The following is a 23,262-nucleotide window of genomic DNA, read 5'->3' as shown; positions in this document are numbered from 1 at the left end:
GCTGACCGACAAAGGGCAGTGTCCGGCGGCTGGATCCGGGAACTGGTTGCTCTCAAGCTGCGCAACTCCGAAAGTCCGGCAGCCATGCATCGCGCCACTCCTGCTCGCGGCAGACCGCGTGGAGGTTTGGAAGCCTGGCGTAGGGCATTTGTTGGTTCCAGAACCACCCGGGCGGTGCTTGCATAGGGGATAAAAGGCAAAAGCTTCCCCCAACGAAATTCAAGGCCCTCGGCCCGAGGCCTTCGATCCTGATGCCGGGTGAATCCGATTCTGCGGAACACATGCAGTGCTTGCAGCGGTGGAAATGCATAGTCGGCCGCACGTGAAATGGATGCAGTCTTGGCGAAGGTGGCGTTGGATACATCCTGCTCCCAAGGAATCGTGGTCATGCAAAAGTGAAAGACAAGGGCCGGCTGGACCTGATCTCAGCCTGCACTACGGACAGGGCGTCGGCCTGCCCGCGCGTCCGAGGCGAAAAATGTAAGTGCCGGAACCTGGTGCCTCGATCAATAGGCAGAGAACAGAGCTAGATGATTCTGAACGGGAATGCCGATGTCGTTGCAATTCACCGCTGTGCCCAAATCGAAGTGAGGTGGAGGCATGCCGCTTCCGGACCGGCCATGTGGGTGGAAGGCCAGAGCGGATGGGCCGGACCGGCGGAGCACGCAGAGATTCCTGGGCAGCAACCGCCAGCACCCTGAAGAAGAGTGGAGACTGGAAACTGCGAACCGCACTCGGCTTGGACACACTCCATGCCGGTGAGAACGCACCGGCATGGCCGCTTGCCGGGTGACAACAATCGGGGGCCGGCGATTGAATCCCACTGCAGTTGCCCGACCGCGCCCACCAGGGTGTGGACAACCGTGCTGTGCAGTGGGCTTGGAGATCTCCGGACTGGCACTGCAGGCTTTCGAGGCATTTGTGGGGCCCAAGCGGTGCATCAGTGCGGCGGCGGACAAGTTCTAACCTTGGATTACGTAAACAAACAATTTTCGTTGTTTGTCGTGGTGAATGCTGCCAGAAGACGTCCTACGCCACTGTTTAGGAGCATGGACCCCGGGTAGGGCTTAAAAAGCTCGGTGCATCCGTCCCGAGGGACGGATGCACCGAGCTGGTGAAATCGCGGGCGCGTGTTAGAGGTACGCGGCGAATTCCTTTTCCAGGACCGGCTTCGGCTTGGCGCCGATGGAGGTGGCGACGTGTTCGCCGCCCTGGAAGACGTAGACGGCGGGAATGCTGGTGATGCCGTACTTGGCGGCGATGGCCGGGTTGTCATCGACGTTGACCTTGACCACGTCGACTTTCTCGGCGTGCTCGGCGGCGATCTGTTCGAGGATCGGGGTCAGCTGGCGGCAGGGGCCGCACCATTCGGCCCAGAAGTCCACGATGACGGGCTTGTCGGCCTCGAGGACATCTGCCTGGAACGTTGCGTCGGTGACGTCTTTGGTCTGGCTCATGGCCTGCACCTTTCGTAAGTGGTTTCTTCCCGGGACGGGAAGGGTCGGTCTAGTGGGAAACGGGGACGGCCTGCGCGGCCGCGTTGGCCTGCACATCGGCCAGGTAGTGCTCGACGTCCAAGGCCGCGGCACAGCCGGAGCCGGCCGCTGTGATGGCCTGGCGGTAGGAGGCGTCGATGACGTCGCCGGCGGCGAAGACGCCGGGGAGGCTGGTCTTGGAGGTGCGGCCCTCGACGGCAATGGTGCCCTCGGCGGTCAGGTCCAGGACGTCCTTGATCAGGTCGGTGCGGGGGTCGTTGCCGATCGCCACGAACATGCCGGTGACCGGGACGTCCTGGCGGGCGTCGGTCTTGAGGTTGCGCAGGGTCATGCCGGTGACCTTCTGCTCGCCGGTGATGCCGACGACCTCGGAATCCCAGATGAATTCGATCTTCGGGTGGGCCAGGGCGCGGTCGGCCATGATCTTGGAGGCGCGCAGGGTGTCGCGGCGGTGGACCACGGTGACCTTGGAGGCGAACTTGGTCAGGAAAAGGGCCTCCTCCATCGCGGAGTCGCCGCCGCCGATGACGGCGATTTCCTGTTCGCGGAAGAAGAAGCCGTCGCAGGTTGCGCACCAGGAGACGCCGTGACCGGCCAGGCGCTTCTCGTCGGGCAGACCGATCTCGCGGTAGGCGGAACCGGTGGACAGGATCACGGCGTGGGCGCGGTACACGGTGCCGTCGCCCAGGGTGACGACCTTGACATCGCCGCCCAGCTCGACGGCGGTGACGTCGTCGAAGAGGATCTCGGCGCCGAAGCGCTCGGCCTGCTTCTGCATGTTGTCCATGAGGTCCGGGCCCATGATGCCCTCGGGGAAGCCCGGGAAGTTTTCCACGTCGGTGGTGTTCATGAGCTCGCCGCCGGCGGTCACCGAGCCGGCGATGACCAGTGGCTGGAGGTTCGCCCGTGCCGTGTAGACGGCCGCGGTGTAGCCGGCGGGGCCGGAACCGATGATGATGACGTTGCGGATGGCATCTGGTGCTTCTGTGGCCACGGGTGGAGGACCTTTCGTGAGTGCGGGCTGGTTTCAAACACGCCGCGGGTAAGAGGGGACTGTCCGGCATAACAGCAAATGCCGTGTTGGTATTCCCGGCCGGGTGGGCTAGGAGACGCGGAACTCTCCGATTTGCAGGCCGTAGGGGCGGGAGGGATTGGCGCCCGAGGCACGGCGAGGCAGTTCGGTGACGTTCAGGAATACGTATTGCCCCTTGGCAGCCGCACCTTCCTCGTCGCTGACCGGGACGGTGACGGTGGGTCCGGTGAAGGAACCGCTGGAAACCAGCTTGGCATCGGAGAGGTCGTCCGTCTTGCCCACCCGCAGCTCGAAGGATCCGCCGGTGCCGTTCAGGCCCTCAAGCTGGATCTCCGACACGTCGGAAAGCTCCTCCAGCTCGGCGATGAACACCATGTTCGCCGCCAGCCCGCCGAACTGGGGGGAGGTGTAGGAGTAGGACTTGTAGAGGCTTGCCGGGTTGCCGTCGATGGCCTTGGCCAGCGTGCTGTCAGTGTCCGCGTTGAGGTCCTGGTTTCCCGGGACCATGCGCGAGAGGTCGGCGACCACGGGTTTCACCGGTGCGGCGCTCGGCGTCTCCGAGGCCTGCGCGCTGCCGGACTCGGCGGCGCTCTGTGTGGGGGCGCTGCTGGCCACCGGTGCCGGCGTGCGGCCACCCAACGCGTTGTAGGCGAAGACGACGGCAAGGACAAGCACCGCGCACAGCAGTGCACCCACGAGCAGGCGCATGGTCTTCTTTCCGCCCTCGCCGGCTTCCTCGTCCTCGTCGTAGTCGTCGGGCTGCGGTTCCGCATAGGACTGGGCCGCCACCGGGAAGCTCGAGGCGACGCGCTGGCCGGATTCGTCGACGGTGATGCCACGGGACTTCTGTGCCGCGGCCAGGGCCGCAGCCGAGGTCACGACGGGTTCATCGGTGTGGTCCGCCGTTTCCATCCGGGTGACCTTGGGAGCGGGCCTGACGGCCGGCGGTGCCGTGGGAGCCGGAGGAGTGGTGGGGGTTGCCTGGGTCGCGGCCGGGGAATCGCGTTGTACCGGCGCGGGGGAGGGCACCACCGGGGCAGGAACGGAGGGCGAGGACGCCGAAACGGCCGGGGCCTGCTCCGTGCTCGATCCCACCGATGCAGCAGGGGGGACGGGCGGGACAGACGGCGGTGCCTGCTTGCCGCGGGCGAAACGGCCCTTGAAGCTGTTCAGCTTCTCGTTGAGGCTGATCTCCGGCAGCCTGTCGAGCATGGACGGACGCTGCTCTTCCTGGGCGCGCTGGTCCTCGTAGTATTCGGCGTCGTCCTCGTAGCTTGCCGGTTCCTTTGAACGGGTCACGCCGAAGATCTCGGTGCCCAGGGTGTCGGTATAGAACGGCTCGACGTAGGTGGCATCGACCTGGACCACGAGGTCCAGGAGGTCTGCGGGCTCGGCAAGGTTGGTCACCAGGTAGGTGTTGCCCTCGGAAATTCCCAGGTCCAGGACCTGTACCGCGGCGTAGCGTTCACCGGTGGCAATTTCTCGCGCACTGGTGGCCAGCTGCGAGGCATTGGTCGTGGAACCGACGAGGATGCTCACAGGTCGGTTGAGCACCTGATCGATGCCACTGAGGACCTGGTCTCCGTCAGCCGAGGTCAAGACCGATTCGGTGACCTGGTAGCGGCCGCCAAGCATGGCTCCGGCGTCGATGGGCTGCGACACGATTCCCTCCCGGGATTACTTTGCGTTGCCGGCACCCTCATGGGTGCCCCGTTCCATGTTACCGGGATGGGCCAAGGATTTCGCGAAGTCCGGGGGCGATGTCGGGCGCGCGCCGGGCGCCTTGCGGGTGCCCGGGACGCTATTTACCGCCGCAATGCGGGGATCCGACGGGCCAGCGGGCCCAGGAAGTCATCCAGCTCTTCCGCGCGGATCAGGCGCAGCAAAATGATGTAGACCACGGCCATCACGGAGCCGACGACGGCAATCGAGATAACCGCGGCACCGATGGAACTCCATGCGAATCCCCAGTCGTAGCCGCCCAGCAACCACAGCACCCCGGCCCCCACGGCGCCGGAAATGGCAGCCATCACGCCGATCCGGACGTAAGTGTCAGCGACCCTGCCGCTGCCGTAGTCGCCATAGCGGCGCACGATGAGGAAGTGGGCAATCACGGCGGAGAGCACATTGGTCGCCCCGTAGATCAGTGCCACCGCCCGCGCAATTTCCGTTGCGGGCAGGACCTGCACCGCACCGAAGGCCAGCACCACGCACAGGCCGGCGATGACGGTCTGGATCAGCATGGGGGTCTTGGTGTCTTCCTCGGCAAAGAAGACCCTGATCATGAAGAAATGGATGGACTTGAACGGCAGTCCGAGCGTCGTGAGCAGCAGCAGCTGCCCGATGGCGGCGCCCTGCAACATCGCGCTGGACGAGCTGCCGGCAAACAGCCGGCCCAGCGGTCCCGCGAGCACGATGAAGGCCACCGTGGCAAAGACAATGGGCACGGCGCTGGTGCGCAGCCCGCGGGACAGCAACGGCGCAATGTCCCCGCGCCGCTTCTCGTGGAAGGCCTTGGTGAACTCGTTGAAGAGCATCGTGGCCAGGGTGAGGGCGAAGATGGAGTGGGGCAACACGGTGATCAGCTGGGAGGTGTTCAACGCCTGCTCGCCTGGAACCGATGCCCCGCCGTCGGCCAGCAGCAGACGCGCAGGGGACGCGGCCGAGACGAACTTGGAATTGATCAGCGAGGCGATGTTTCCGACCATCATCGAGCCCAGCGTCCAGGCGGCCAGCTTGCCCACGTGCCTCAGGCCCATGCCGCGCCAGGCGAAGTCAGGGCGCAGGTTCAGGCCAATCCGGCGCAACGGCCAGAACAGGGCCAGGGCCTGGACCGCGATGCCCAGCGTGGCACCTCCCGCGAGCAGCACCGTCTGCTCGGAGGTCCAGGTGTCCAGCTGGTCGTTGCCGCCGCCGTAGGCACCAAAGAGCACGATGAACGTGCCGATGGTGCAGATCTGCACCAAGTTGTTGGCGACCGGTGCCCACATGTAGGCGCCGAAGCGGTTGTGGGCGTTGAGCACCTGCCCGATGACCGCGTAGACGCCGTAGAAGAAGATCTGTGGCAGGCACCAATACGCGAACGTGGTGCCCATCGCGATCATTGGCGCGGTCCAGTTCAAGGTCAGCACCTTGATCAACGGTCCGGCCATGGAAACCAGCAGCACCGTGGCGAGGCCCATGACCACGATGGTGAGGGTCACGAGCTTGGAGGTGTACGCGGATCCGCGGTCGGAGGCCTTTGAGGCCTTGATGAGCTGGGGGACCAGCACCACGTTGAAGATGCCGCCGGCCAGCAGCATGAAGATGATCGTCGGAATGACGTTCGCCTTCTCGAAGATGTCGGCCATCGTGGTGCTCGAGCCGATGGCAACTGCCAGCAGCGCGGTGCGGATGAATCCGAGCACACGGGAGACCATGGTGCCCGAGGCCATCAGCGCATAGGCCTTGGAGTGGCTGCGCGATTGCTGCGGGGCGGTGGCCTGCGGGGTCTTGGGAGGCGTGCTGGGGCGCGCGGGGTGTTTAGATACCTGGGACATAGTTGGGGAGTACTTCACGCGCAAGGTCGGCGATGCGCCGCTCATTGGGGAAGGACAGGCGCTTGCCGAGATCAAGCAGCGGGACCCACGCCACGTCCACGGCTTCGTGGTCCGGGTCGTTTTCGATGGTCAGCTCGCCGCCCGTGGCACGCAGCAAGAAATGGTGCACGGTCTTGTGGACGCGGTAATTGGTGACGGTGAACCAGTAATCGACCGAACCCAGTGGAACCAGGATGTCGCCGGCGATCCCGGTTTCTTCCTCGATCTCGCGGACGGCCGCCTCTTCGTTGGTTTCCGTGCCTTCCGGGTGGCCCTTGGGCAGGCACCATTCAAGGCGTCCGCCGCGGTTGTATCTGGCGATGATGGCCACCGGCAGGCTGGGAAGCGACGTGTCGATGACGACGCCGCCTGCCGAAATTTCCTCCACGGTGGGCAACGGGTGGTGGCCGGTGCTCACCTGCGCCTGCGCATGCGCCATTGACGCAGTCAACGGCGTGCGCTTCGGGGCGCTGGGAACTGGATGGGCCATGGCAACCACTCTATCGGTTTTGCGTCGCATCGTGGCTTGCCCCGCCCGCTCGGCGCGTGATATCCAATCTTCGGTGCGCGGACGCGGCCACCCAGCGTGTGGAAGCTAACGTCTAATCGGGGCGACCGGGAACATGGCACTATCCAGAAAGTCTGGCACCCTTAAAGAACTATGCAGCAGCTACCGTCCCCACAGGTCCTCACCGAAATTTTGCCTCCCGTCATCTTTGAGCTGGGGCAGCGGTTTGTCGATTCCGGTTTCGAACTCTCCCTGGTGGGGGGCCCGGTGCGCGACCTCTTCCTGGGCCGGGTATCCCCGGATTTGGACTTCACCACCAGCGCGTCCCCGGACGAAACCCTTGCTGCGGTGGCCGGATGGGCCGATGCAACCTGGGAAGTGGGACGCGATTTCGGCACCATTGCCCTGCGCAAGGGCGAGCACACCATCGAGGTGACCACCTACCGGGCCGATGCGTACGACCCTTCCTCGCGCAAGCCCATCGTGGCCTTCGGCGACAAGCTGGAGGACGATCTCTACCGCCGCGACTTCACCATGAACGCGATGGCGCTGCGCCTGCCGAGCCTGGAGCTGGTTGATCCCTACAACGGCGCCGCCGATCTGGCCGAGGGTGAGGTTCGCACGCCGGGGGCACCGTCGATGTCCTTCTCCGATGACCCGCTGCGGATGATGCGCGCCGCGCGATTCGCTTCCCAACTGGGGATCGGGGTGGCGGAAGATGTCAGGGGTGCCATGAAGGAAATGGCTGAGCGGATCCAAATCATTTCCGCCGAACGCGTCAGGGACGAACTGGTGAAGCTGATCAACGGTGCCGACCCGCGCGCGGGCATCGATCTGCTGGTAGACACCGGACTGGCGGACATCGTGATCCCGGAGGTTTCAGCGCTGCGTCTGGAGCTTGATGAGCACCACCGGCACAAGGACGTCTACCAGCACTCCTTGACGGTGCTGGAACAGGCCATGGAACTTGAATCCGACGTGGACGGCCCGGTGCCGGGACCGGACTTCGTCTTGCGCTTCGCCGCCCTGATGCACGACATCGGCAAGCCGGCGACGCGGAAGTTCGAACCCAACGGGGCCGTCAGCTTCCGCCACCACGACGTCGTCGGCGCCAAGCAGGTCAAGGCCCGCATGCGCGCCCTGCGTTTCGACAACGACACCACCAAGGCGGTTGCCCGCCTGGTGGAGCTGCACATGCGCTTCTACGGCTACGGGGATGCAGGCTGGAGCGACTCGGCGGTGCGCCGCTACGTGCACGACGCAGGGGATTTGTTGCAGCGGCTGCATCGCTTGACGCGATCGGATGTCACGACACGTAACCGCAAGAAGGCAGACCGGCTCAGTTTCGCCTATGACGACCTCGAGGCCCGCATTGCCGAGATCAGCGAAAAAGAGGAAATGGAGGCCGTGCGGCCGGACCTCAACGGGCAGCAGATCATGGAGATCCTTCAGATCAAGCCCGGACCCGTCGTGGGACGTGCCTACAACTTCCTTCTCGAACGCCGTCTGGACAATGGCCCGATCGACGAGAGCGAGGCAATCACCGTGCTTCGCCAGTGGTGGGATCAGCAGCCGGAGTCAACAGAGCAGTAGTCCCGGCCGGCATCAAAATTGATCCTTGTTTCGGCGTGTCGCACACAACACGCCGAGGCAAGGATTCTCTTTTAAAAGTTTTTGAAAAATGAGTGGCTTAACCTGTTGGCTGTGTGTATCGTGGAACCTGTGATTGAGAAGTCTCAATGAGACATCGAGATCCGCCAGACAATATTGGCGCCAGGATCCTCTGGCATGTTCTTCCAGAAAAGGAGGTGGGAATGATGATTATTTCAATGAATTTCGGCGGCTTCTATGTGCCCCGTCATGGCTTCGCTGGCTCTACCGCGCGAACCACTTCCCCCGCCTCCGGAACGGCGCCCTGCTAGTACTTCCCTAGCTTTTCAAAGTTCCCGAGGCTGATGAGTCATTAATCGACCAAATCCTTGAGGAACTTTCACCATGTCTAGCCAGATCTCATCGATCTCCACCCAGGCTGCTCGCTCCGCTGAACTGATCTTCACCGGTCCCGAAGCGCTGCATGCCCGCACCACGCGGCCCATGGAACAGGCCACATTTCGCTCCTCCAATACCGTTGAGGGGAGGAAAACACCGTGAATGCAAAAGGCCGTAAGCCAAAGAACAAGTCTTGGCTTCAGACGCAGTTCAACCCCGATGCACGGGATCGCGAACTACGTCACCACCTTCCGATGGACATGATCTTCCGCGTGCGGTGAGTGAATTAGGACCAGCTCTCCACAAAGCCTGGTCCGGAATGCAAGTCACTCACTCACCTAGGAGCATGACCATGAACGAGTATGTAACCCACAGTGCAAAGCCCGCCGGCTTCACCGGCGGGCTTTGCCGGTTAACATGGGTTCCTGCCACTTGGCACTCGGAAGCAGGTGGCCGCTCAGCCGAGCTGGGCGCGCCAATGGCGGAGGAATGCCAATCCTGCATGGTCGTGGATGATGTCCTGTCCCAGACCCAGGTCCCGCGCGGTGAGCACCGGGTAGGGTTTCCCTGCAGGAATGCCGTCGCCCGGGCGCACGTCGACGTGGCTGACCCGGTGCCCGTTTTGCGCTAGCCAGTCGGCCATGGCGTAGTCGGTGCGGGAATCACCAACCGTGAACCACTCTGCGGGGAAGATGCCATCCGACGCCAACAGCTCGAGGGTGCGTCTGGCGCCGAGGTCCTTGCCCAGCTCCACCGACTCAATGTCCGTGGAGATGATGGTCGGATCCACCCGGTAGGAGATTTCCTCATTCGCATCCGGTTGGCTCACCTCCAGTCGTTCAACGCCCAGGCCACTGCGGACCATCGCATCCATGGCGGCCGAATCGAATTGCTCTTGGGCGCGCCGGTATTCATGGTTCGCTGCATCGATGTTTTGTTCCACCGAAACCATGGCGCGTTTGGTCTCGTCGAAGAACATGTGGTCGTCGAAATTGGAGGCCACCAGCTCTCGAATTTCATCCGAGTAGTGCCCAGGGACAGCAAGCCCGTGGTCGATGTGGACTTCCCCCGCACCGGTTGAATCAAAGGTGAACCATGTGGCCCCCTTTTCACAGATGGCATGGATTTTAAGGTTTTCCGGCATGCCCGCCGTGATCATGGGTCCCATCACCTGGCGCTTGATGAACTCGTCGGAACGCCCGGTGTTGAAGACAACGGGGATTGCCGAGACGGCGAGTTCCAGGAGCAAGGAGATGATCTCCGGTGCGACATCGCGGGTCACCGGGGATGCGATGGGACCGTCGACATCGAGAAGCAAGGCAAATGGGGGAGTTGAGGACATGACTTCCATTCTCCCACTGCGCGGGGAAGGGACGGAAACGTCGAACCCTGTCGCCCCAAGGGCATGGCCCGCTCGCACAGGAGTTATCCACAAATTTACCGACACCGGTCAATCACATGAGCGCAATTCCTAGGATGAGGGCATGGACAAGGGAAAACGGAAATATGCCGTTGCAGTCGGGCTGTGTTGTGTTGGGCTGATGATTGGTTCCTGCACGCAGGGACCGGAATCGGCCGGTGGAGCAATTTCGGGAACGGAGGCCTTGGCGCCCGCTTCACCTGCGGTCGACGCGGCGGCGGAACCAGCCAAACGCCGAACCCAGATGGTCGAGCCCTCATGGAGCGTGAAGATGAAGGTCTTGGACCGCCCCCGGGTGGCCAACGGGGTGGCGGTCGTGCTTTCCGAAGGGGCCAAAGGGCTGCAGCTGGTGGGGCTGAAGGAAACCACCGGCAAGAAACTCTGGGGCGTCAGCGTTGTCCCGGGTTGGGTACCCAGCGGCGTCAACATGGTGGTGGAACTGAGCAAGACGGCCAAGGGGAAGGACGTGGCGCTCTTCCTGGAGGAATCGAAACCACGCGATGGCTGGAGCGGAGACGTCTGGACCAAGCCGGTGGCCGTGGACATCGCCTCGGGCAAGGTCGTCTACAAGGGGCCCGCGCAAGTGATCAGGTCCCGACCGTCCTCCTGTCCAGACAGCAAGGACATGTGCTATCTCTCGATCAACCCCTACAACAATGACGAGCAGCGGATGCGTGTCGACCTCGACCGTGGAACCCAGCGAACCCTCACGCCGCAATACAAGTTGGGGGATTCCATCTTCCCAATCAGTGGCGGGGAACTCTACGGGCACTACATCGGAAACACGAGCAACCTCCTGCGGCTCAAGGGAAACAAGAAAGTGTGGGGAGTCTCCCTGACCAAGGCCATGGGACCGGGCTACACACCCGGTCAGGGCTGGAACGTTGACTACTCGGAAAAGCTCGGAATCTACTCCGGCTGGATCGGCCGGGAACACAAGGAAACCAAGGACAGCAACGGAAATATCGTCGCCCGCGATACGGACTTCCGCCAGGAAATGATGTTCGGCATAGATGCCGGAAACGGAAAAACCCTGTGGAAGGCCAAGGGGGCAGCAACTTACTGCCTGCCACCCATGGGCCGGAAACAGACTGTGCTGGAGGAGGGAAAATCCTATCCGGTGAGATGCGTCTTTGACTCCGGAAGATTTAAGGAAGCCAAGGGAACCAAGAGTAGATTCGAGAATGTCAAAGTCCATTTGGAGGGGTTCGACCCGAGAACCGGGAAGGTTATCTGGAAAACCAGGAGCTACCCAAGGACTGCCGACCTGAATGTCGCCCACGCACCCGATGACGGCGGCGCAAGCCTGTTCCTGGCCGCGGAAGAGACGCCGACGTTGCTAGACACCCGTACCGGCAAGACCATCAATGTCGCCGCCGGGGAACGCTTCTTGTGCACCAAGGATGCCAAGTACACCAAGCCCGAGGATGGCAACGGCGGGACATTGCTCTACCCCTGCGCGGCAGGCGGCAAGAAAGCCAGAGGTGTCAGTGCCGGAGCGCTCCAGGCACAGGATTCCGGTGAAAGCCATGTGGTCCTGGGCTTTGCCGGAGCGGTGGCTGCCTTTCCGGTGGATCCCTAGGTAGAGACCTGCCGGTCACGGGCCCGGGCTTCACCTTGTTCCGCTGATGCGGTGATAGCTTGAAGGTGTAGCGAGGACGGCCAGACTCCTTGGACGTCCTCAATCACCCCGCCACCGGGAATCCAGATAGGGGACACACGATGACAGCGATGCCGGAAGCCGACATGAGTGATCTAGCGATTGCTTCGCGGGCCGTGCTCAAGCCAATTTCCGAGATCGCCGCATCGGCAGGGATTCCGGACGACGCGGTTGAGGCCTACGGTCGCTACAAGGCCAAGATCGATCCGGCACGCCTGAGGGCACGCGGCGCGAAACTCGGAAAAGTGGTCTTGGTCAGCGGATTATCCCCAACGCCCGCCGGGGAGGGGAAATCCACCGTCACGGTGGGTCTGGGGGATGCCCTTGCGGCCGCCGGCGCCAAGACGATGATCGCCCTGCGCGAACCGTCGCTGGGACCGATCTTCGGCATGAAGGGCGGAGCCACCGGTGGCGGCTACTCGCAGGTCCTGCCCATGGATGAGATCAACATGCATTTCACCGGGGACTTCCATGCCATCACCAGCGCCAATAACCTGTTGATGGCGCTACTCGACAACCATCTGCATCAGGGCAATGCCTTGGGCATTGACCCGCGCCGGATCACCTTCAAGCGCGTCATGGACATGAACGACCGAGCCTTGCGCAACATCGTGATCGGCCTTGGCGGCCCGACCGAAGGCGTTCCGCGCGAAACGGGATTTGAGATCACCGTGGCCTCGGAAGTCATGGCGGTCTTCTGTCTGGCGACGGGTCTCGATGACCTGCGGACGCGTCTGGGCCGGATGACGATCGGGTACACCTACGCCAAGACCCCCGTCACCGTGGACGACCTCGGGGCGGCCGGCGCCATGACGATGCTGCTCAAGGACGCCATCAAGCCCAACCTCGTCCAGACCATGGCCGGAACGCCGGCATTCATCCACGGAGGACCGTTCGCCAACATCGCCCACGGCTGCAACTCGGCCATCGCCACCAATACTGCCCGTTCGCTGGCCGACATCGTGGTCACCGAGGCCGGCTTCGGGGCGGATTTGGGCGCCGAGAAGTTCATGGACATCAAGGCCCGCTATGCCGGCTGCAACCCCGATGCGGTGGTCCTGGTGGCAACCATTCGTGCTCTGAAGATGCACGGCGGCGTGGCCAAGGACGCGTTGAAGAGCGAAAACGTCGAAGCGGTACGCGATGGCATGGCCAATTTGGTTCGGCACGCCCAGAACGTCAGGAAATTCGGGGTCCAGCCGGTTATCGGCATCAACAGGTTCACCGCGGACACCGAGGAAGAAATCGCGGTTGTCACCGAATGGGCCGCCGCCAACGGCATCGAATGCGCTGTTGCGGATGTCTGGGGACAGGGGGGAGAAGGGGCCGGTGAGCTGGCCGCCGCCGTGTTGCGGGCCATCGAGGCCCCGAACAGTTTCGCCCCGCTCTACGACCTGGATCGTCCGGTCGAGGAGAAGATCCAGACGGTCGTGCGGGAGATCTACGGAGGCGCCGGAGTCGAATATTCGGCAGCTGCCACGCGGATGCTCAAGCAAATCCATGACAACGGCTGGGACAACCTCCCGGTGTGCATGGCCAAGACCCAGTACTCGTTCTCCGACGACCCGACGCTGCTGGGCGCTCCCGAGGGTTTCACGCTGCACGTGCGGGATCTCATCCCCAAGACCGGTGCCGGGTTCATCGTGGCGATCACCGGAACCCTCATGACCATGCCGGGCCTGCCCAAGGTTCCAGCCTCGATGCGCATGGATGTTGACGAAAACGGGCGCGCCGTCGGCTTGTCCTAATCGCGCTGACCCGGCAATGATCGCAGGAAGGCGCCGGGACCTCTTGGTCCGGGATTAACCGTCGAAGCCACCACGGGCAATCGTGGTGGCTTCGACGGTTCGCACCCCGTACACGGGGCGCGGCGTTGAGTCCTAGGCCTCTCCGCGGATGAAGGCCTCGACCTTTTCCTTGGCGATGTCGTCGTTGTACTGCTCCGGCGGCGACTTCATGAAGTACGAGGAAGCCGAAAGAATCGGTCCGCCGATGCCGCGGTCCAGGGCGATCTTGGCGGCGCGCACGGCATCGATGATGACACCTGCGGAGTTCGGGGAGTCCCACACCTCAAGCTTGTATTCCAGCGACACCGGGGCATCGCCGAAGTTGCGGCCTTCGAGGCGCACGAAGGCCCACTTGCGGTCATCGAGCCAGGCGACGTAGTCCGACGGGCCAATGTGCACGTCGTCTGCTTCCAGCACCGCGGTGGTGTTGGAGGTGACGGCCTGGGTCTTGGAGATCTTCTTGGACTCCAGGCGGTCGCGCTCGAGCATGTTCTTGAAGTCCATGTTGCCGCCGACATTGAGCTGGTAGGTGCGGTCCAGGGTGACGCCGCGGTCTTCAAAGAGCTTGGCCATCACGCGGTGGGTGATGGTGGCGCCGATCTGGGACTTGATGTCGTCGCCGACGATCGGGACACCGGCGGCGGTGAACTTGTCGGCCCATTCCTTGGTACCGGCAATGAACACCGGCAGGGCGTTGACGAAGGCCACGCCGGCGTCGATGCATGCCTGTGCGTAGAACTTTGCGGCGGCGTCGGAGCCGACCGGCAGGTAGCAGACCAGGACGTCGACCTGTGCGGCCTTCAGCGCCTCAACCATGTCCACGGGCTCTGCGGAGGATTCGGTGATCGTCTCGCGGTAGTACTTGCCCAGGCCGTCGAGGGTGTGGCCGCGCTGCACCGTGATGCCCGACGTCGGGACGTCGGCGATCTTGATGGTGTTGTTCTCGGAGGCGTGGATTGCGTCCGCCAGGTCCAGTCCGACCTTCTTGTCATCCACGTCGAAAGCCGCCACGAATTGCACGTCATTGACGTGGTACTTGCCGAACTGGACGTGCATCAGGCCGGGAACCGTGGCCTGCGGGTCCGCGTCACGGTAGTACTCAACACCTTGCACCAATGACGTGGCGCAGTTGCCTACGCCAACAATTGCAACCCGAATCGGATTTTCCGACACCTTGTCTCCTCAAAATCAAAACTTCTGGGCAGGGGAAGGCCCACCGTCCAGCACATCTACAATGCTAAGTGAGAAAGCGGGACGGTTATTCCCAACGGGCTTCTTCAGTGGTACAAGCGGGGTAGCGGATCAGGTCCGGGAGCCGCGTTCGCGCAGCCACCAGCGCCGGATCCGCAGCAGCGCATCGAGCGCCGGGCGCGGCAGGGATGTGCGTACCCGCTGCCGGAAGGCGACGTCGCGGACCATGGCCAGTTGCTCGTCCGAGGTGGTCAGCGTCTGGTTCTGGGCACGCTGGGCGTAGTGGGAAAGTGCCGAGACAAATTCCGGGCCGCGGCGGTGGAAGTAGTTTTCCCGCAGCCACGCGCGATTCGCGAAAGAAAAGTGCAATGCCGCCGCGTCATCAAGCGTCCCCAACAGCCCCGACCCGCGGAAGACCGAGTTGAGCATCTCGTCGTTGAGCCCGAAATCGGTGAGCACCAGCACCGGCAGGCCGCGGTCCACCGCCTCCAGGGCCGCGGTGGAGGAGACGGTGAGCAGGGCCGATCCCGGAACCAGCACCCGGTCCATGGCCCCCGTCACGAACTCCACGTGCCCGGCCCCGACCTTCCCCGCTGCCACCAGGTCATCCCAGAGGGTGTCAAAGGGGTGCGCCTCGGCGTGGGTCTGCGGTTCCCCGGCCCGGGCCCTGAGCTTGACGAGCACGCGCACGGTCGGGTTCAGCCGGGCCACCCGTTCCAGCGCCAGCAGGATCTCCTCGCGCTCCGCGCGCTGGATCGGGACCTTGGCCTGGGAGGCAAACACCACGGTGTCGATGGGCGCGGACACCGGCTGCGGGAATCCGGCGGTCTTCAGGAAGGGAAGCTTCGAGACCAGGATGTCGGGGCAGTGCCCGGTTTCCTGCTCGGCCAGGTGCGAGAATTCGCGGGCCTCGGCATGGGAATGCACGATGAACGCATCCGCGCTGCGCCTGTAGGCCCAGCCCTTGGTGGTTGCGGGGTACGCGACGCCGGGCAACGCGGAGATCAGCGCCGCGGGGCGCGGCGCATTGGCCTTGGAACGCAGCAGCTTGGTGAAAAGCTCGCTGACCACCGGTCCGGTGGCAGCGGCAAAGATGATGTGCTCCTCCAGCGAGTCGTAGTTCAGCGCGGCGCGCGGAATCACGGGGATGTCCTGGGCCTCGAAGCAGGTGCCGGCGGTGGCGGCGGCAATCTGCTCGGCGGTGGGGGCGATCGGGGTGCGCACCAGCACCACGCGGCAATCCCACTCCGGCCCAAGGGCCGAAAGGGTGGTGCAGGCCAGCTTCAGGTACGAGTCCGAGTCGGCCACCGCCACGATGCTGGGCCTGAATGAAAGGGTGTTCATGGTGTCAACAGCTCCAGGGACGAGGACAGGTGGGTACGAAGTTCTGGGGATGCGGCCGGCTTCCACCAGTCGGAGGGGATGTGCTGGCCGATGATCCGCACCCCGGTCTGGCCCAGTAACAGCCGCAGGGAGGGCAGTGCGGTGGACGGCAACGCCCGGACGATCTGGCCGCGGCGCAGGGAACGCAGCCGCATCTCAATGGGGATGGTGTGCTCGCGCACCACGATCCTCTCGTGTTCCGCGAGCCGGGCGAGGAACTTCCCCGACTCGCGACGGTGCGGGAAGTAGGCGACTGGCTCGTCGAGCGTCAGCGAATCCAGCCAGCGGAAGTACGGCTCCGCGTGGATGAGCCCGTCGGCGGCCATGGCCGAGCCCACCACCACGGTGGGCTCGTTGATCCGCTCGGTCATCGGCTGGGTGTTCAGCCATTCGAAGCGGTGCGCCTCCAGGTGGCCGCCCAGGGCCAGGAACCGCTGCGCGATCTCGGGATCCACCGGGAGGGCGGTGAAGACCAGCAGGCGCCCGGCCCGGGCCAGGGCACGCAGGCGGTACCAGGTGGCGATGCCCAGCGCCCGGCGTGCCGGGTTCGGGCGGGAGCGCGGGCGCACCAGGGAGGTCGGCTCGGTCGAGACCAGCGCCTTGATGAGACCCAGGGTGGCCAGCCCGTCGTCGATGATCACGACTTCCTCCACGGCGATGGGCCCCAGCAGGGCGCGCTGGACGCGTCCCGAATACGCGTCCCCGGTCACCCAGCGACGGGCACCGGCGGAACCCGGGGCGGGAGGGGCCGCGCCGGCCGGCGCGAACTGCACGCCGGCCGGCGCCTGCGCGATGAGCGTGGCCAGGGTGGCGTCAAGCGTGGTCGTGCCCCCGCGCGGGTGGATGCGGCTGGTGGTCCCCAGCAGCCCCGCCCCGTGCGCCTCGATGGCGGAGAGCAGCTGCAGCGGGGATTCCACCCACACCTCGGCATGGCCGAAGCGGGGACGTGCGACGGTTGATTCAGCGGGATACACGGGTAGAGGTCTCATGCAGCTTACGTGCCAATTTCTCCAGTGAACGGGAGCCGACCCGCAGGGCACGGCGCTTGACGCTTCGTGCCCAGGCGCGGCGGCGGTTCGCCCGCGTCGGGTGGGCCCAGGTCGGGGGCAGGTCAAGGGCGGCCAGGCGGCGGCGCTTGAAGTGCGCGGCAAATCGCGAGTAGTCCACGGCCAGGAACGCCGCTGCCTCCTCGCGCAGCCCGGGCAGGTTCTGGTACTGCATGCAATAGGCGACTGCGCGCAGCAGGGGCGTGAGCTCGTCGTTCGGCCCCGCTTCCGCGGGCGTTTGGAGCTTCTGGACGAGTAGGGCGTCGACGATCGAGACGGGGATGCGGTTGGAATTCTGGTAGGGGCTCAGTTCCTGCAGCAGCTCCCCGGTGCCCACGGCGATGACGGGGGTGCCGAGCATGTACTTGGCGCTGATCAGTGCCGTGGAGAAGCAGGAGATGACCACCAGCGGCTTCATGAGCGTGATGACGGTTTCGGCCAGCAGGTCGGTCTGAAGGATCCGGAACCCCAGGTCGAGGGATTCGGCGCGGGCACGCAGCTGCAGCGCGGCCGTGGGCCCCGAACTCGGGTGCGGCTTGAAAACCACTTCCGATGCCCCGGCCTCGCGGGCGGCCAGCAGCATGCCGTGGTGCAGCTCGAGTTCCGTGGCCGCGTCGAGGATGCCCAGCGAGCCCAGGTACTGGCCCACCACCAGGGCGGCGCCGGAGGGCAGGTCCAGCTCGGCCGGATCCAGGTCCGCTGCCAGTTCGGCAAAGACGGCGGCCAGCGACTCGAGGCCCAGGACCTTGCGTTGCACCGGGGCCTCGAGCAGCAGCATGGGCTCCAGGCCCGGGACCAAGTCGATGTGGATGGTCTCGCGCAGGCGCTGGAGCATCTGCATCGACTGCTTGTTGCGTGTGGGGCCGTAGGACATCAGTCCGTCCGAGTGCACCGAGATCGGTGCATCGAAGAAGATCCGGGCCAGTGCCTGGGCCGGATTGACCTGAATCGATTCGAGCACCAGGGACACCCGCTCCTCGCCAAGGTCCCAGCGGTGGCGCAGCAGCTTCTCGAAGAGCGGCAGCTCCTCGTTCCGTGGGTTGAATTGCCCGGGGCGGCGCGGCCACAGCAGCTCGCCCAGGTCCACCACGTCGTCGAAGCGCGCGGCCAGCGCTTCGAATCCCGGGTTCTCGCGCAGCGGGGTGGTGATTTCGGGCATCTGGCTGCCGTTGACCAGCACCAGAACGCGGCGGTCGGCGTCCGGGAGCAGGCCCGCATCCGCCATCGCCGCCAGCGAGACGACCTGGAAGTAGGCGGAGGCCTGGATAAGTTGGATCATTTGCTTTCCCCCTTGGCCGCGGCGGAGGGCAGCAGACCGGTCAATGCCTTGCGGCGCTTGGCGTCGATTTGGGCCAACCCCTCATCCAGCAGCGGCCGGGGTATGGTTGCGAGCCGCTCCGCAATGCCCGCGCGCAGGGACTGGCGCAGGGCGGGAGGGAACTGGGCAGAGCGTCCCAGGTGGTGGCAGGAAATGGCGAGGAACTGGCGCAGGGCCTTGGGCCCGTGGGCCTCGTGCGCCGGATCGCCCAGCACCATGTCCAGGATCCCGGCGAAGGCGTCAAGGAAGTCCAGCTGGCGGTCGTCGAAGACCTGTGTGAGCGAGCCGGGCAGCCCGCGGCGGTAGAAGATCCCGTGGGCGTTGAGCACCGCGTAGCTTTTCGCATTGAGGGCGAGCGACCAGAACCAGGGCCGGTCCTCGCAGGTGCGCAGCTCCTCGTTGAAGCGCGGCGCAGCGGACTTCAGCACCTCGGCGCGGTACATGCCCGCCCAGACCAGCGGGTAGTCGATCATGGTCGCGGTGTGGATCGGCGAGATGTCGTCGGCCGGGTCCAACACGACGTTCCGGTTCGCCTGCGGCGCACGGTACAGGGTCCGGTTCCCGCCGGTGACGCGCACGTGGTCGCAGCGCACGTAGTCCACATCCAGTGCCTCAAGCCCGTCGGCCAGCTGTGCCAGGTGGTTGGGGGCAAACCAGTCGTCGGGATCCAGGAACACCACGAATTCCCCGCTGGCGGCTTCGAGCCCGGTGTTGCGAGCGGCGGACACCCCGCGGTTGGCCGGGTGGGTGATGATCTTCAGGCCGGGAATCCGTGCGCCGAACTCCGCGGCGATCGCCGCGGTGGCATCGGTGGAGCCGTCATCGACCACCAGGACTTCCAGCTCCCGCCCCTTCAGTCGTTGACGGGCCAGGGACGCCAGGGTGTCGCCAATGAAATCCTGCTGGTTCATGGCGGGGATGATGACGCTGATGCGCCCGGGGATGCGGGACGTGGCGGGGGGAAGCTCGGTGGTGGAAGGCATGGGGATCTCGGGGTGGTCCTTAAGTCTGGGGAAGCCGGTCGGCGGCCTTTGGCCACCTAATGCCGTTGGGGTGCCCGCCGGAAGGCGGACACCCCAACGGTCCTGAAACTATGCGAAGAATGCTACAGCTTAGGCATCGACGCGGCGCAGGCGGGACAGCGGTGCCAGCTCGCCCGGGAAGACCTTCTTGACGCCGTCGCCCATGGCCTGCTCCAGGATGCGGATGTCGCGGATCAGTGCCTCGAAGCCCTTCGGCTCCAGCGAGGAGGCCTGGTCGGAGCCCCACATGGTGCGGTCAAGGGTGATGTGGCGCTCGACGGTGACGGCGCCCAGGGCGACGGCAGCCAGCGAGATCTGCAGGCCGCGCTCGTGGCCCGAGTAGCCGACCGGAACCTGGTAGCGCTCCTGCAGCGTGGTGATCATGCGCAGGTTGGCCTCTTCGGGAGGCAGCGGGTAGGTGGAGGTTGCGTGCATCATCACGAGCTTGTCGGTGCCGAGGGTCTCCACGGCCTTGTCGATCTGCTCGATGGTGGACATGCCGGTGGAGAGGATGATCGGCTTGCCGGTCTCGGCCAGGGCCTTGAGCAGCTCGATGTCGGTGACCGAGGCGGAGGCGACCTTGTGGGTCACTGCGCCCTGCTCTTCCATGAATGCGACCGAGGGGACGTCCCACGGGGAGGCGAAGGCGTGCAGGCCCTGTGCGGCGGCGTAGCGGATCAGTTCCTTGTACTGCGCTGCATCGAACTCGACGCGGTAGCGGTAGTCCAGGTAGGTCATGTCGCCCCACGGGGTGGAGCGGATCTTGTCGCGCATGTCCATCGGGGTGGAGATGTCGGGGGTGCGCTTCTGGAACTTCACGGCGTTCGCGCCGGCCTTGGCGGAGACGTCGATGAGCTGCTTGGCGATCTCCATGTCACCGTTGTGGTTGATGCCGATCTCGCCGATGACGTAGACCTGCTGGCCGGTGCCAAGGATCTGCTCGCCGATGGCGACGGGTGCGGTTTCGGTGGTGGAGATAGTCATGGGGGACTTGCCTTTCATCGTTTGCCGGACCGTTCGGGTTGGTTATGTGAGGGTCGCGGCGAGGATTGGTGGAAAACTGTGGGACCTAGTGGACCAGGGTTGGTTCCAAGGGGCCGGATGCCGCGGCGGGGGCCGCCACGGTGTTTGGGGTGGCGATGCCGGCCAGGATGAGGTCGGCCGCCTCGCGCACCGCTCCGAGGCCGCCGGGCCGCGAGAGGCGGTGGCGGGCCGCGGCGTGGACCGAGTCCCGGGCGTCCGCCACGGTCATCGGCCAGCCGACCTGGCGCATGGCGTCAAGGTCGTTCACGTCGTTGCCCAGGTAGGCGACGCGTGCCGGATCCAGGCCGCGCTCGGCCATCCATTGGTTCAGGACTGTCGCCTTGTCGGTGACCGACTGGGCAACTTCCACGCCGAGCTTGGTGGCCCGGGCGGTGACCACGGGGTTGGTTTCCGTGGACAGGATCAGCAGATGGATGCCGGCCTTCTTCAGCAGCGAGATGCCCATTCCGTCGGAGCGGGAAACGCGCACCGCTTCACTGCCGTCCTGGCCGAGGTAGGCGGTGTCGGCGGTGTGCACGCCGTCGAAGTCGGTGACCAGCGCGTCCACGTCGATCCCCGTCACGGGCGAGGCGTTCGCCAGTCGCCAGGCGGCCAACTCCAGGTCGGCCTCGGTGTCGATGTCGATGCCGTGCTCCTCCGGCACCCGGGCCAGGGCCAGGGAGCCGAAGAAACGATGCTCCGCCTCGAGGAATCCGGCGGTGTCCATGACGTAGAACGCCCCGGTTTCGCGGAACCGCGGTTCGCGGTCCTGTCGGCGCGGACGCCGGGCGGCGTCGTGTCCGCTGGCGTGGGCAGCGCCCGTTTCATCGCAGCTCCAGTGGAACCCGTGGTCGGGAACCGCCGCAAAGCTGACATCCGCTGCTCCGCTGGCGACCGTGTTGATGGCAGCCTGCAGGTCGTCCGGGTCGATGACCGGCGAGGTGCATTGGATGAAGATGGTGATTTGGGGGAGTACGTCCAGCGTGCCCAGGGCGTGCAACAGCACCGACTCGCTGCTTGCTGTGTCACCGGCGATCTCTGCCGGGCGGTCGATCACTGTCGCGCCGTGTTCCAGCGCCTCTGCCTTGATCTCCGGGTGGTCCGTGCTGACCACGACGTCGAGAACTGACGGCGTGGCAAACGCGGATTCAATGGCCCGTGCCAACAAGGTTTGGCCGCCGATCCTGCGCAGGTTTTTTAGCGGGATTCCCTTCGATCCCCCGCGGGCCGGGATGATGGCCAGGGTCTTCGCTTCACTGTTCGTCCTCACAACCAAAGACGCTATCGACGCAAGTCAACGAACCGACCGCATTTAGGTTAACGGGAGGCGACAACTCGGGAACGAATCAAAGATATTGAGAATAATCCCTTGTCAGTACACTGTTTCCATGGATGAGATTAAGGTTTGCATGTCGCTCAGGAGTCTCCTTCCCGCCGATGCCCCGTCCATCGCGGGCTGGGCGCGGGATCCGGAGTTCTGCCGGGAGGCGGGGTGGTCGACGAGTCTGGGGCGCCAGGCGCACCTCGAGTTTCAGGACCGAATCATCTCCTCGCCGCCGCCCGGGCTTCTGCGCCTGGGCGCCGAGGTTGGGGGGATCCTGGTTGGCTATGTGGATCTGCATGGCACGGCCCCGGACACTCGGGAATTGGGGTTCCTGATCGGGGAGAGGGACCGCTGGGGCCAGGGGCTAGGCCGCCGCGCAGCGGCCGCTGGCCTTGACCACGGTTTCGGGGAACTGGGGCTGAAGGTCATCTGGGCCGAGGCGCTGGAGGGCAATCGACGTTCAATGGGTATCCTGCGGGGTCTGGGTTTCACCGAGACCGGTCCGGGAACGATCGGAGAATTCAGGGGAGTGACCGGTGTGCACCGCCGATTCGCACTCTCCGCCCGGGAGTGGGGCTTGCGCGACGCCCCATGGATTCCCTCCCTATGATGGATGGACCGAACAAATCCACCAAGGCAGGGAAAAAAGTGAGCGAAAAACCGCCGGCAGATCCGTTGGCGTTAGAAAACCAGGTTTGTTTCGCGTTGTCCCTGGCATCGCGCAGCGTGGTCGCGGCCTACCGGCCCGTCCTCGAGCCGCTGGGCCTGACCCATCCGCAATATCTGGTCATGCTGACCCTCTGGGAGCACGAGCCCCTGTCCATCAAGGGATTGAGCAACCTGCTCCAGCTGGATCCCGGAACGCTTTCACCCCTGGTCAAGCGGATTGAGGCGCTCGGCTTTGTGCGGCGCAGCCGCAGCGCGTCCGATGAGCGGACACTCGAAATCGTGCTCACCGAAAAGGGCAGGAGCGCCCGTGAGCTGGCCCTCGAAGTTCCCAGGGAGATGATGCGACGTCTCGACATGGACGGCGAGGAGCTGGCCGCCCTCCACGAGACGATGAAGAAGGTCATTCAGGCCGCTTCAAACGCCCCCCACTAAGGCATTCCATTTTCGACGCGGGCACTTCCAGCCAATTGGTTGGTGCACCAATCATTGGACTACAATTAGTGGGAGACAGCCCGACCACGGAGCCGCTCCGCCACGTCGAGTTGGCCTCCCACAAAAGAGACTGGAAATCCATGAGTGACAAGAAATTGCCCATCGTTGAAGACACCACGGGTTTGAGCCTCACCTACCGCTTCCTGTGGCGCCTGCAATTCCTGGGATTCACCGTCCTCGGGCCGGCGGACCAGCTTCCGCACCGGGATCCGCGCGAACGCCTGAAGCGTGATCGTGCCCGACGCGTGTTGCGCGCCCATGAGGCCGCCGGAACCCAGGCCCCCGACGAGGTCATCGCGGCCGCAACCAGCTAGTCCGGAACG

General features: G+C 64.6%; 21 protein-coding genes. 7 read left to right on the top strand and 14 right to left on the bottom strand.

Annotated elements, in window-relative coordinates:
* The 6 genes from KRR55_RS19390 to KRR55_RS19365 form a co-directional block, all read right to left on the bottom strand.
* A partial coding sequence (locus tag KRR55_RS19390; protein WP_217390959.1) for a hypothetical protein occupies positions 1–389 on the bottom strand: 389 nt, incomplete at its 3' end.
* A gap of 744 nt (positions 390–1,133) precedes the next feature.
* Positions 1,134–1,457: a thioredoxin gene (gene trxA, locus KRR55_RS19385; protein ID WP_217390958.1), complete on the bottom strand. Its 324-nt coding sequence runs from the start codon at positions 1,455–1,457 to the stop codon at positions 1,134–1,136.
* Positions 1,458–1,506: 49 nt separating this feature from the next.
* Positions 1,507–2,490: a thioredoxin-disulfide reductase gene (gene trxB / locus KRR55_RS19380; RefSeq protein ID WP_217390957.1), complete on the bottom strand. Its 984-nt coding sequence runs from the start codon at positions 2,488–2,490 to the stop codon at positions 1,507–1,509.
* 108 nt (positions 2,491–2,598) lie between these two features.
* Positions 2,599–4,191 carry a hypothetical protein gene (locus KRR55_RS19375; protein ID WP_217390956.1) on the bottom strand — a complete coding sequence of 531 codons (1,593 nt, stop codon included), beginning with the start codon at positions 4,189–4,191 and terminating at the stop codon, positions 2,599–2,601.
* A gap of 143 nt (positions 4,192–4,334) precedes the next feature.
* Positions 4,335–6,068 (bottom strand): murein biosynthesis integral membrane protein MurJ, encoded by a 1,734-nt coding sequence (gene murJ / locus KRR55_RS19370; protein ID WP_254456430.1) that lies wholly within the window; start codon positions 6,066–6,068, stop codon positions 4,335–4,337.
* Positions 6,052–6,597, bottom strand: coding sequence for an NUDIX hydrolase (locus KRR55_RS19365; protein WP_217390954.1), 546 nt, complete (start codon positions 6,595–6,597; stop codon positions 6,052–6,054). The genes murJ and KRR55_RS19365 overlap by 17 nt, the downstream gene beginning before the upstream one ends.
* A gap of 171 nt (positions 6,598–6,768) precedes the next feature.
* On the opposite strand from KRR55_RS19365, the gene KRR55_RS19360 reads away from it, so the two are divergent.
* The gene (locus KRR55_RS19360) at positions 6,769–8,208 is read left to right on the top strand and encodes a CCA tRNA nucleotidyltransferase (RefSeq protein WP_217390953.1); all 1,440 of its coding nucleotides are present in this window, start codon (positions 6,769–6,771) and stop codon (positions 8,206–8,208) included.
* Between the two features lie 402 nt (positions 8,209–8,610).
* Positions 8,611–8,766: a hypothetical protein gene (locus tag KRR55_RS19355; RefSeq protein WP_217390952.1), complete on the top strand. Its 156-nt coding sequence runs from the start codon at positions 8,611–8,613 to the stop codon at positions 8,764–8,766.
* Positions 8,767–9,061: 295 nt separating this feature from the next.
* Here KRR55_RS19355 and KRR55_RS19350 read toward each other — a convergent pair whose 3' ends face one another.
* Positions 9,062–9,946: a Cof-type HAD-IIB family hydrolase gene (locus KRR55_RS19350; protein WP_254456429.1), complete on the bottom strand. Its 885-nt coding sequence runs from the start codon at positions 9,944–9,946 to the stop codon at positions 9,062–9,064.
* A gap of 349 nt (positions 9,947–10,295) precedes the next feature.
* Here KRR55_RS19350 and KRR55_RS19345 point away from each other — a divergent pair, with 349 nt between their 5' ends.
* The gene (locus KRR55_RS19345; protein WP_217390950.1) at positions 10,296–11,606 is read left to right on the top strand and encodes a hypothetical protein; all 1,311 of its coding nucleotides are present in this window, start codon (positions 10,296–10,298) and stop codon (positions 11,604–11,606) included.
* A gap of 140 nt (positions 11,607–11,746) precedes the next feature.
* Complete coding sequence (locus tag KRR55_RS19340) at positions 11,747–13,432, top strand: formate--tetrahydrofolate ligase (RefSeq protein WP_217390949.1); 1,686 nt, start codon at positions 11,747–11,749, stop codon at positions 13,430–13,432.
* Positions 13,433–13,564: 132 nt separating this feature from the next.
* Here the strand turns inward: KRR55_RS19340 and KRR55_RS19335 are convergent, their stop codons facing one another.
* The 7 genes from KRR55_RS19335 to KRR55_RS19305 form a co-directional block, all read right to left on the bottom strand.
* The gene (locus tag KRR55_RS19335) at positions 13,565–14,644 is read right to left on the bottom strand and encodes an inositol-3-phosphate synthase (protein ID WP_217390948.1); all 1,080 of its coding nucleotides are present in this window, start codon (positions 14,642–14,644) and stop codon (positions 13,565–13,567) included.
* Positions 14,645–14,773: 129 nt separating this feature from the next.
* On the bottom strand, positions 14,774–16,006 hold the full coding sequence (locus KRR55_RS19330; RefSeq protein ID WP_217390947.1) for a DUF6716 putative glycosyltransferase: 1,233 nt from the start codon (positions 16,004–16,006) through the stop codon (positions 14,774–14,776).
* Entirely contained in the window at positions 16,003–17,019 is a 1,017-nt protein-coding gene (locus KRR55_RS19325) for a hypothetical protein (RefSeq protein WP_254456428.1), read from the bottom strand. Before KRR55_RS19325 ends, KRR55_RS19330 begins: the two co-directional genes overlap by 4 nt.
* Positions 17,006–18,370, bottom strand: coding sequence for an alpha-2,8-polysialyltransferase family protein (locus tag KRR55_RS19320; protein WP_217390945.1), 1,365 nt, complete (start codon positions 18,368–18,370; stop codon positions 17,006–17,008). The genes KRR55_RS19325 and KRR55_RS19320 overlap by 14 nt, the downstream gene beginning before the upstream one ends.
* Positions 18,367–19,392 carry a glycosyltransferase family 2 protein gene (locus KRR55_RS19315; RefSeq protein ID WP_217390944.1) on the bottom strand — a complete coding sequence of 342 codons (1,026 nt, stop codon included), beginning with the start codon at positions 19,390–19,392 and terminating at the stop codon, positions 18,367–18,369. Before KRR55_RS19315 ends, KRR55_RS19320 begins: the two co-directional genes overlap by 4 nt.
* Positions 19,393–19,521: 129 nt before the next feature.
* The gene (locus tag KRR55_RS19310) at positions 19,522–20,415 is read right to left on the bottom strand and encodes an N-acetylneuraminate synthase family protein (protein ID WP_217390943.1); all 894 of its coding nucleotides are present in this window, start codon (positions 20,413–20,415) and stop codon (positions 19,522–19,524) included.
* Between the two features lie 85 nt (positions 20,416–20,500).
* On the bottom strand, positions 20,501–21,724 hold the full coding sequence (locus KRR55_RS19305) for an acylneuraminate cytidylyltransferase (RefSeq protein ID WP_336245172.1): 1,224 nt from the start codon (positions 21,722–21,724) through the stop codon (positions 20,501–20,503).
* A 118-nt stretch (positions 21,725–21,842) separates the two neighbouring features.
* Between KRR55_RS19305 and KRR55_RS19300 the strand changes: the two genes are divergently transcribed.
* The 3 genes from KRR55_RS19300 to KRR55_RS19290 all read left to right on the top strand — a co-directional run bounded on the left by KRR55_RS19300 (position 21,843) and on the right by KRR55_RS19290 (position 23,253).
* The gene (locus KRR55_RS19300) at positions 21,843–22,388 is read left to right on the top strand and encodes a GNAT family N-acetyltransferase (protein ID WP_217390942.1); all 546 of its coding nucleotides are present in this window, start codon (positions 21,843–21,845) and stop codon (positions 22,386–22,388) included.
* 38 nt (positions 22,389–22,426) lie between these two features.
* Positions 22,427–22,879, top strand: a complete 453-nt coding sequence (locus tag KRR55_RS19295; protein ID WP_336245171.1) for a MarR family winged helix-turn-helix transcriptional regulator — start codon at positions 22,427–22,429, stop codon at positions 22,877–22,879.
* A gap of 140 nt (positions 22,880–23,019) precedes the next feature.
* The gene (locus KRR55_RS19290; RefSeq protein WP_217390940.1) at positions 23,020–23,253 is read left to right on the top strand and encodes a hypothetical protein; all 234 of its coding nucleotides are present in this window, start codon (positions 23,020–23,022) and stop codon (positions 23,251–23,253) included.
* The last annotated feature ends 9 nt before the right edge of the window (positions 23,254–23,262 follow it).

The organism is Paeniglutamicibacter quisquiliarum, assembly GCF_019084045.1.
GTDB lineage: Bacteria > Actinomycetota > Actinomycetes > Actinomycetales > Micrococcaceae > Paeniglutamicibacter > Paeniglutamicibacter quisquiliarum.
This window is presented reverse-complemented; position numbering and strand designations above follow the sequence as displayed.

Bases quoted from the DNA above. Each gene is read 5' to 3' on its own strand.
- KRR55_RS19350 (WP_254456429.1), bottom strand. From the start codon at position 9,946: ATGTCCTCAACTCCCCCATTTGCCTTGCTTCTCGATGTCGACGGTCCC.
- KRR55_RS19355 (WP_217390952.1), top strand. From the start codon at position 8,611: ATGTCTAGCCAGATCTCATCGATCTCCACCCAGGCTGCTCGCTCCGCT.
- KRR55_RS19320 (WP_217390945.1), bottom strand. From the start codon at position 18,370: ATGATCCAACTTATCCAGGCCTCCGCCTACTTCCAGGTCGTCTCGCTG.
- KRR55_RS19345 (WP_217390950.1), top strand. From the start codon at position 10,296: ATGAAGGTCTTGGACCGCCCCCGGGTGGCCAACGGGGTGGCGGTCGTG.
- KRR55_RS19300 (WP_217390942.1), top strand. From the start codon at position 21,843: ATGGATGAGATTAAGGTTTGCATGTCGCTCAGGAGTCTCCTTCCCGCC.
- trxA (WP_217390958.1), bottom strand. From the start codon at position 1,457: ATGAGCCAGACCAAAGACGTCACCGACGCAACGTTCCAGGCAGATGTC.
- murJ (WP_254456430.1), bottom strand. From the start codon at position 6,068: ATGTCCCAGGTATCTAAACACCCCGCGCGCCCCAGCACGCCTCCCAAG.
- KRR55_RS19330 (WP_217390947.1), bottom strand. From the start codon at position 16,006: ATGAACACCCTTTCATTCAGGCCCAGCATCGTGGCGGTGGCCGACTCG.
- KRR55_RS19290 (WP_217390940.1), top strand. From the start codon at position 23,020: ATGAGTGACAAGAAATTGCCCATCGTTGAAGACACCACGGGTTTGAGC.
- KRR55_RS19310 (WP_217390943.1), bottom strand. From the start codon at position 20,415: ATGACTATCTCCACCACCGAAACCGCACCCGTCGCCATCGGCGAGCAG.
- KRR55_RS19340 (WP_217390949.1), top strand. From the start codon at position 11,747: ATGACAGCGATGCCGGAAGCCGACATGAGTGATCTAGCGATTGCTTCG.
- KRR55_RS19315 (WP_217390944.1), bottom strand. From the start codon at position 19,392: ATGCCTTCCACCACCGAGCTTCCCCCCGCCACGTCCCGCATCCCCGGG.
- KRR55_RS19365 (WP_217390954.1), bottom strand. From the start codon at position 6,597: ATGGCCCATCCAGTTCCCAGCGCCCCGAAGCGCACGCCGTTGACTGCG.
- KRR55_RS19360 (WP_217390953.1), top strand. From the start codon at position 6,769: ATGCAGCAGCTACCGTCCCCACAGGTCCTCACCGAAATTTTGCCTCCC.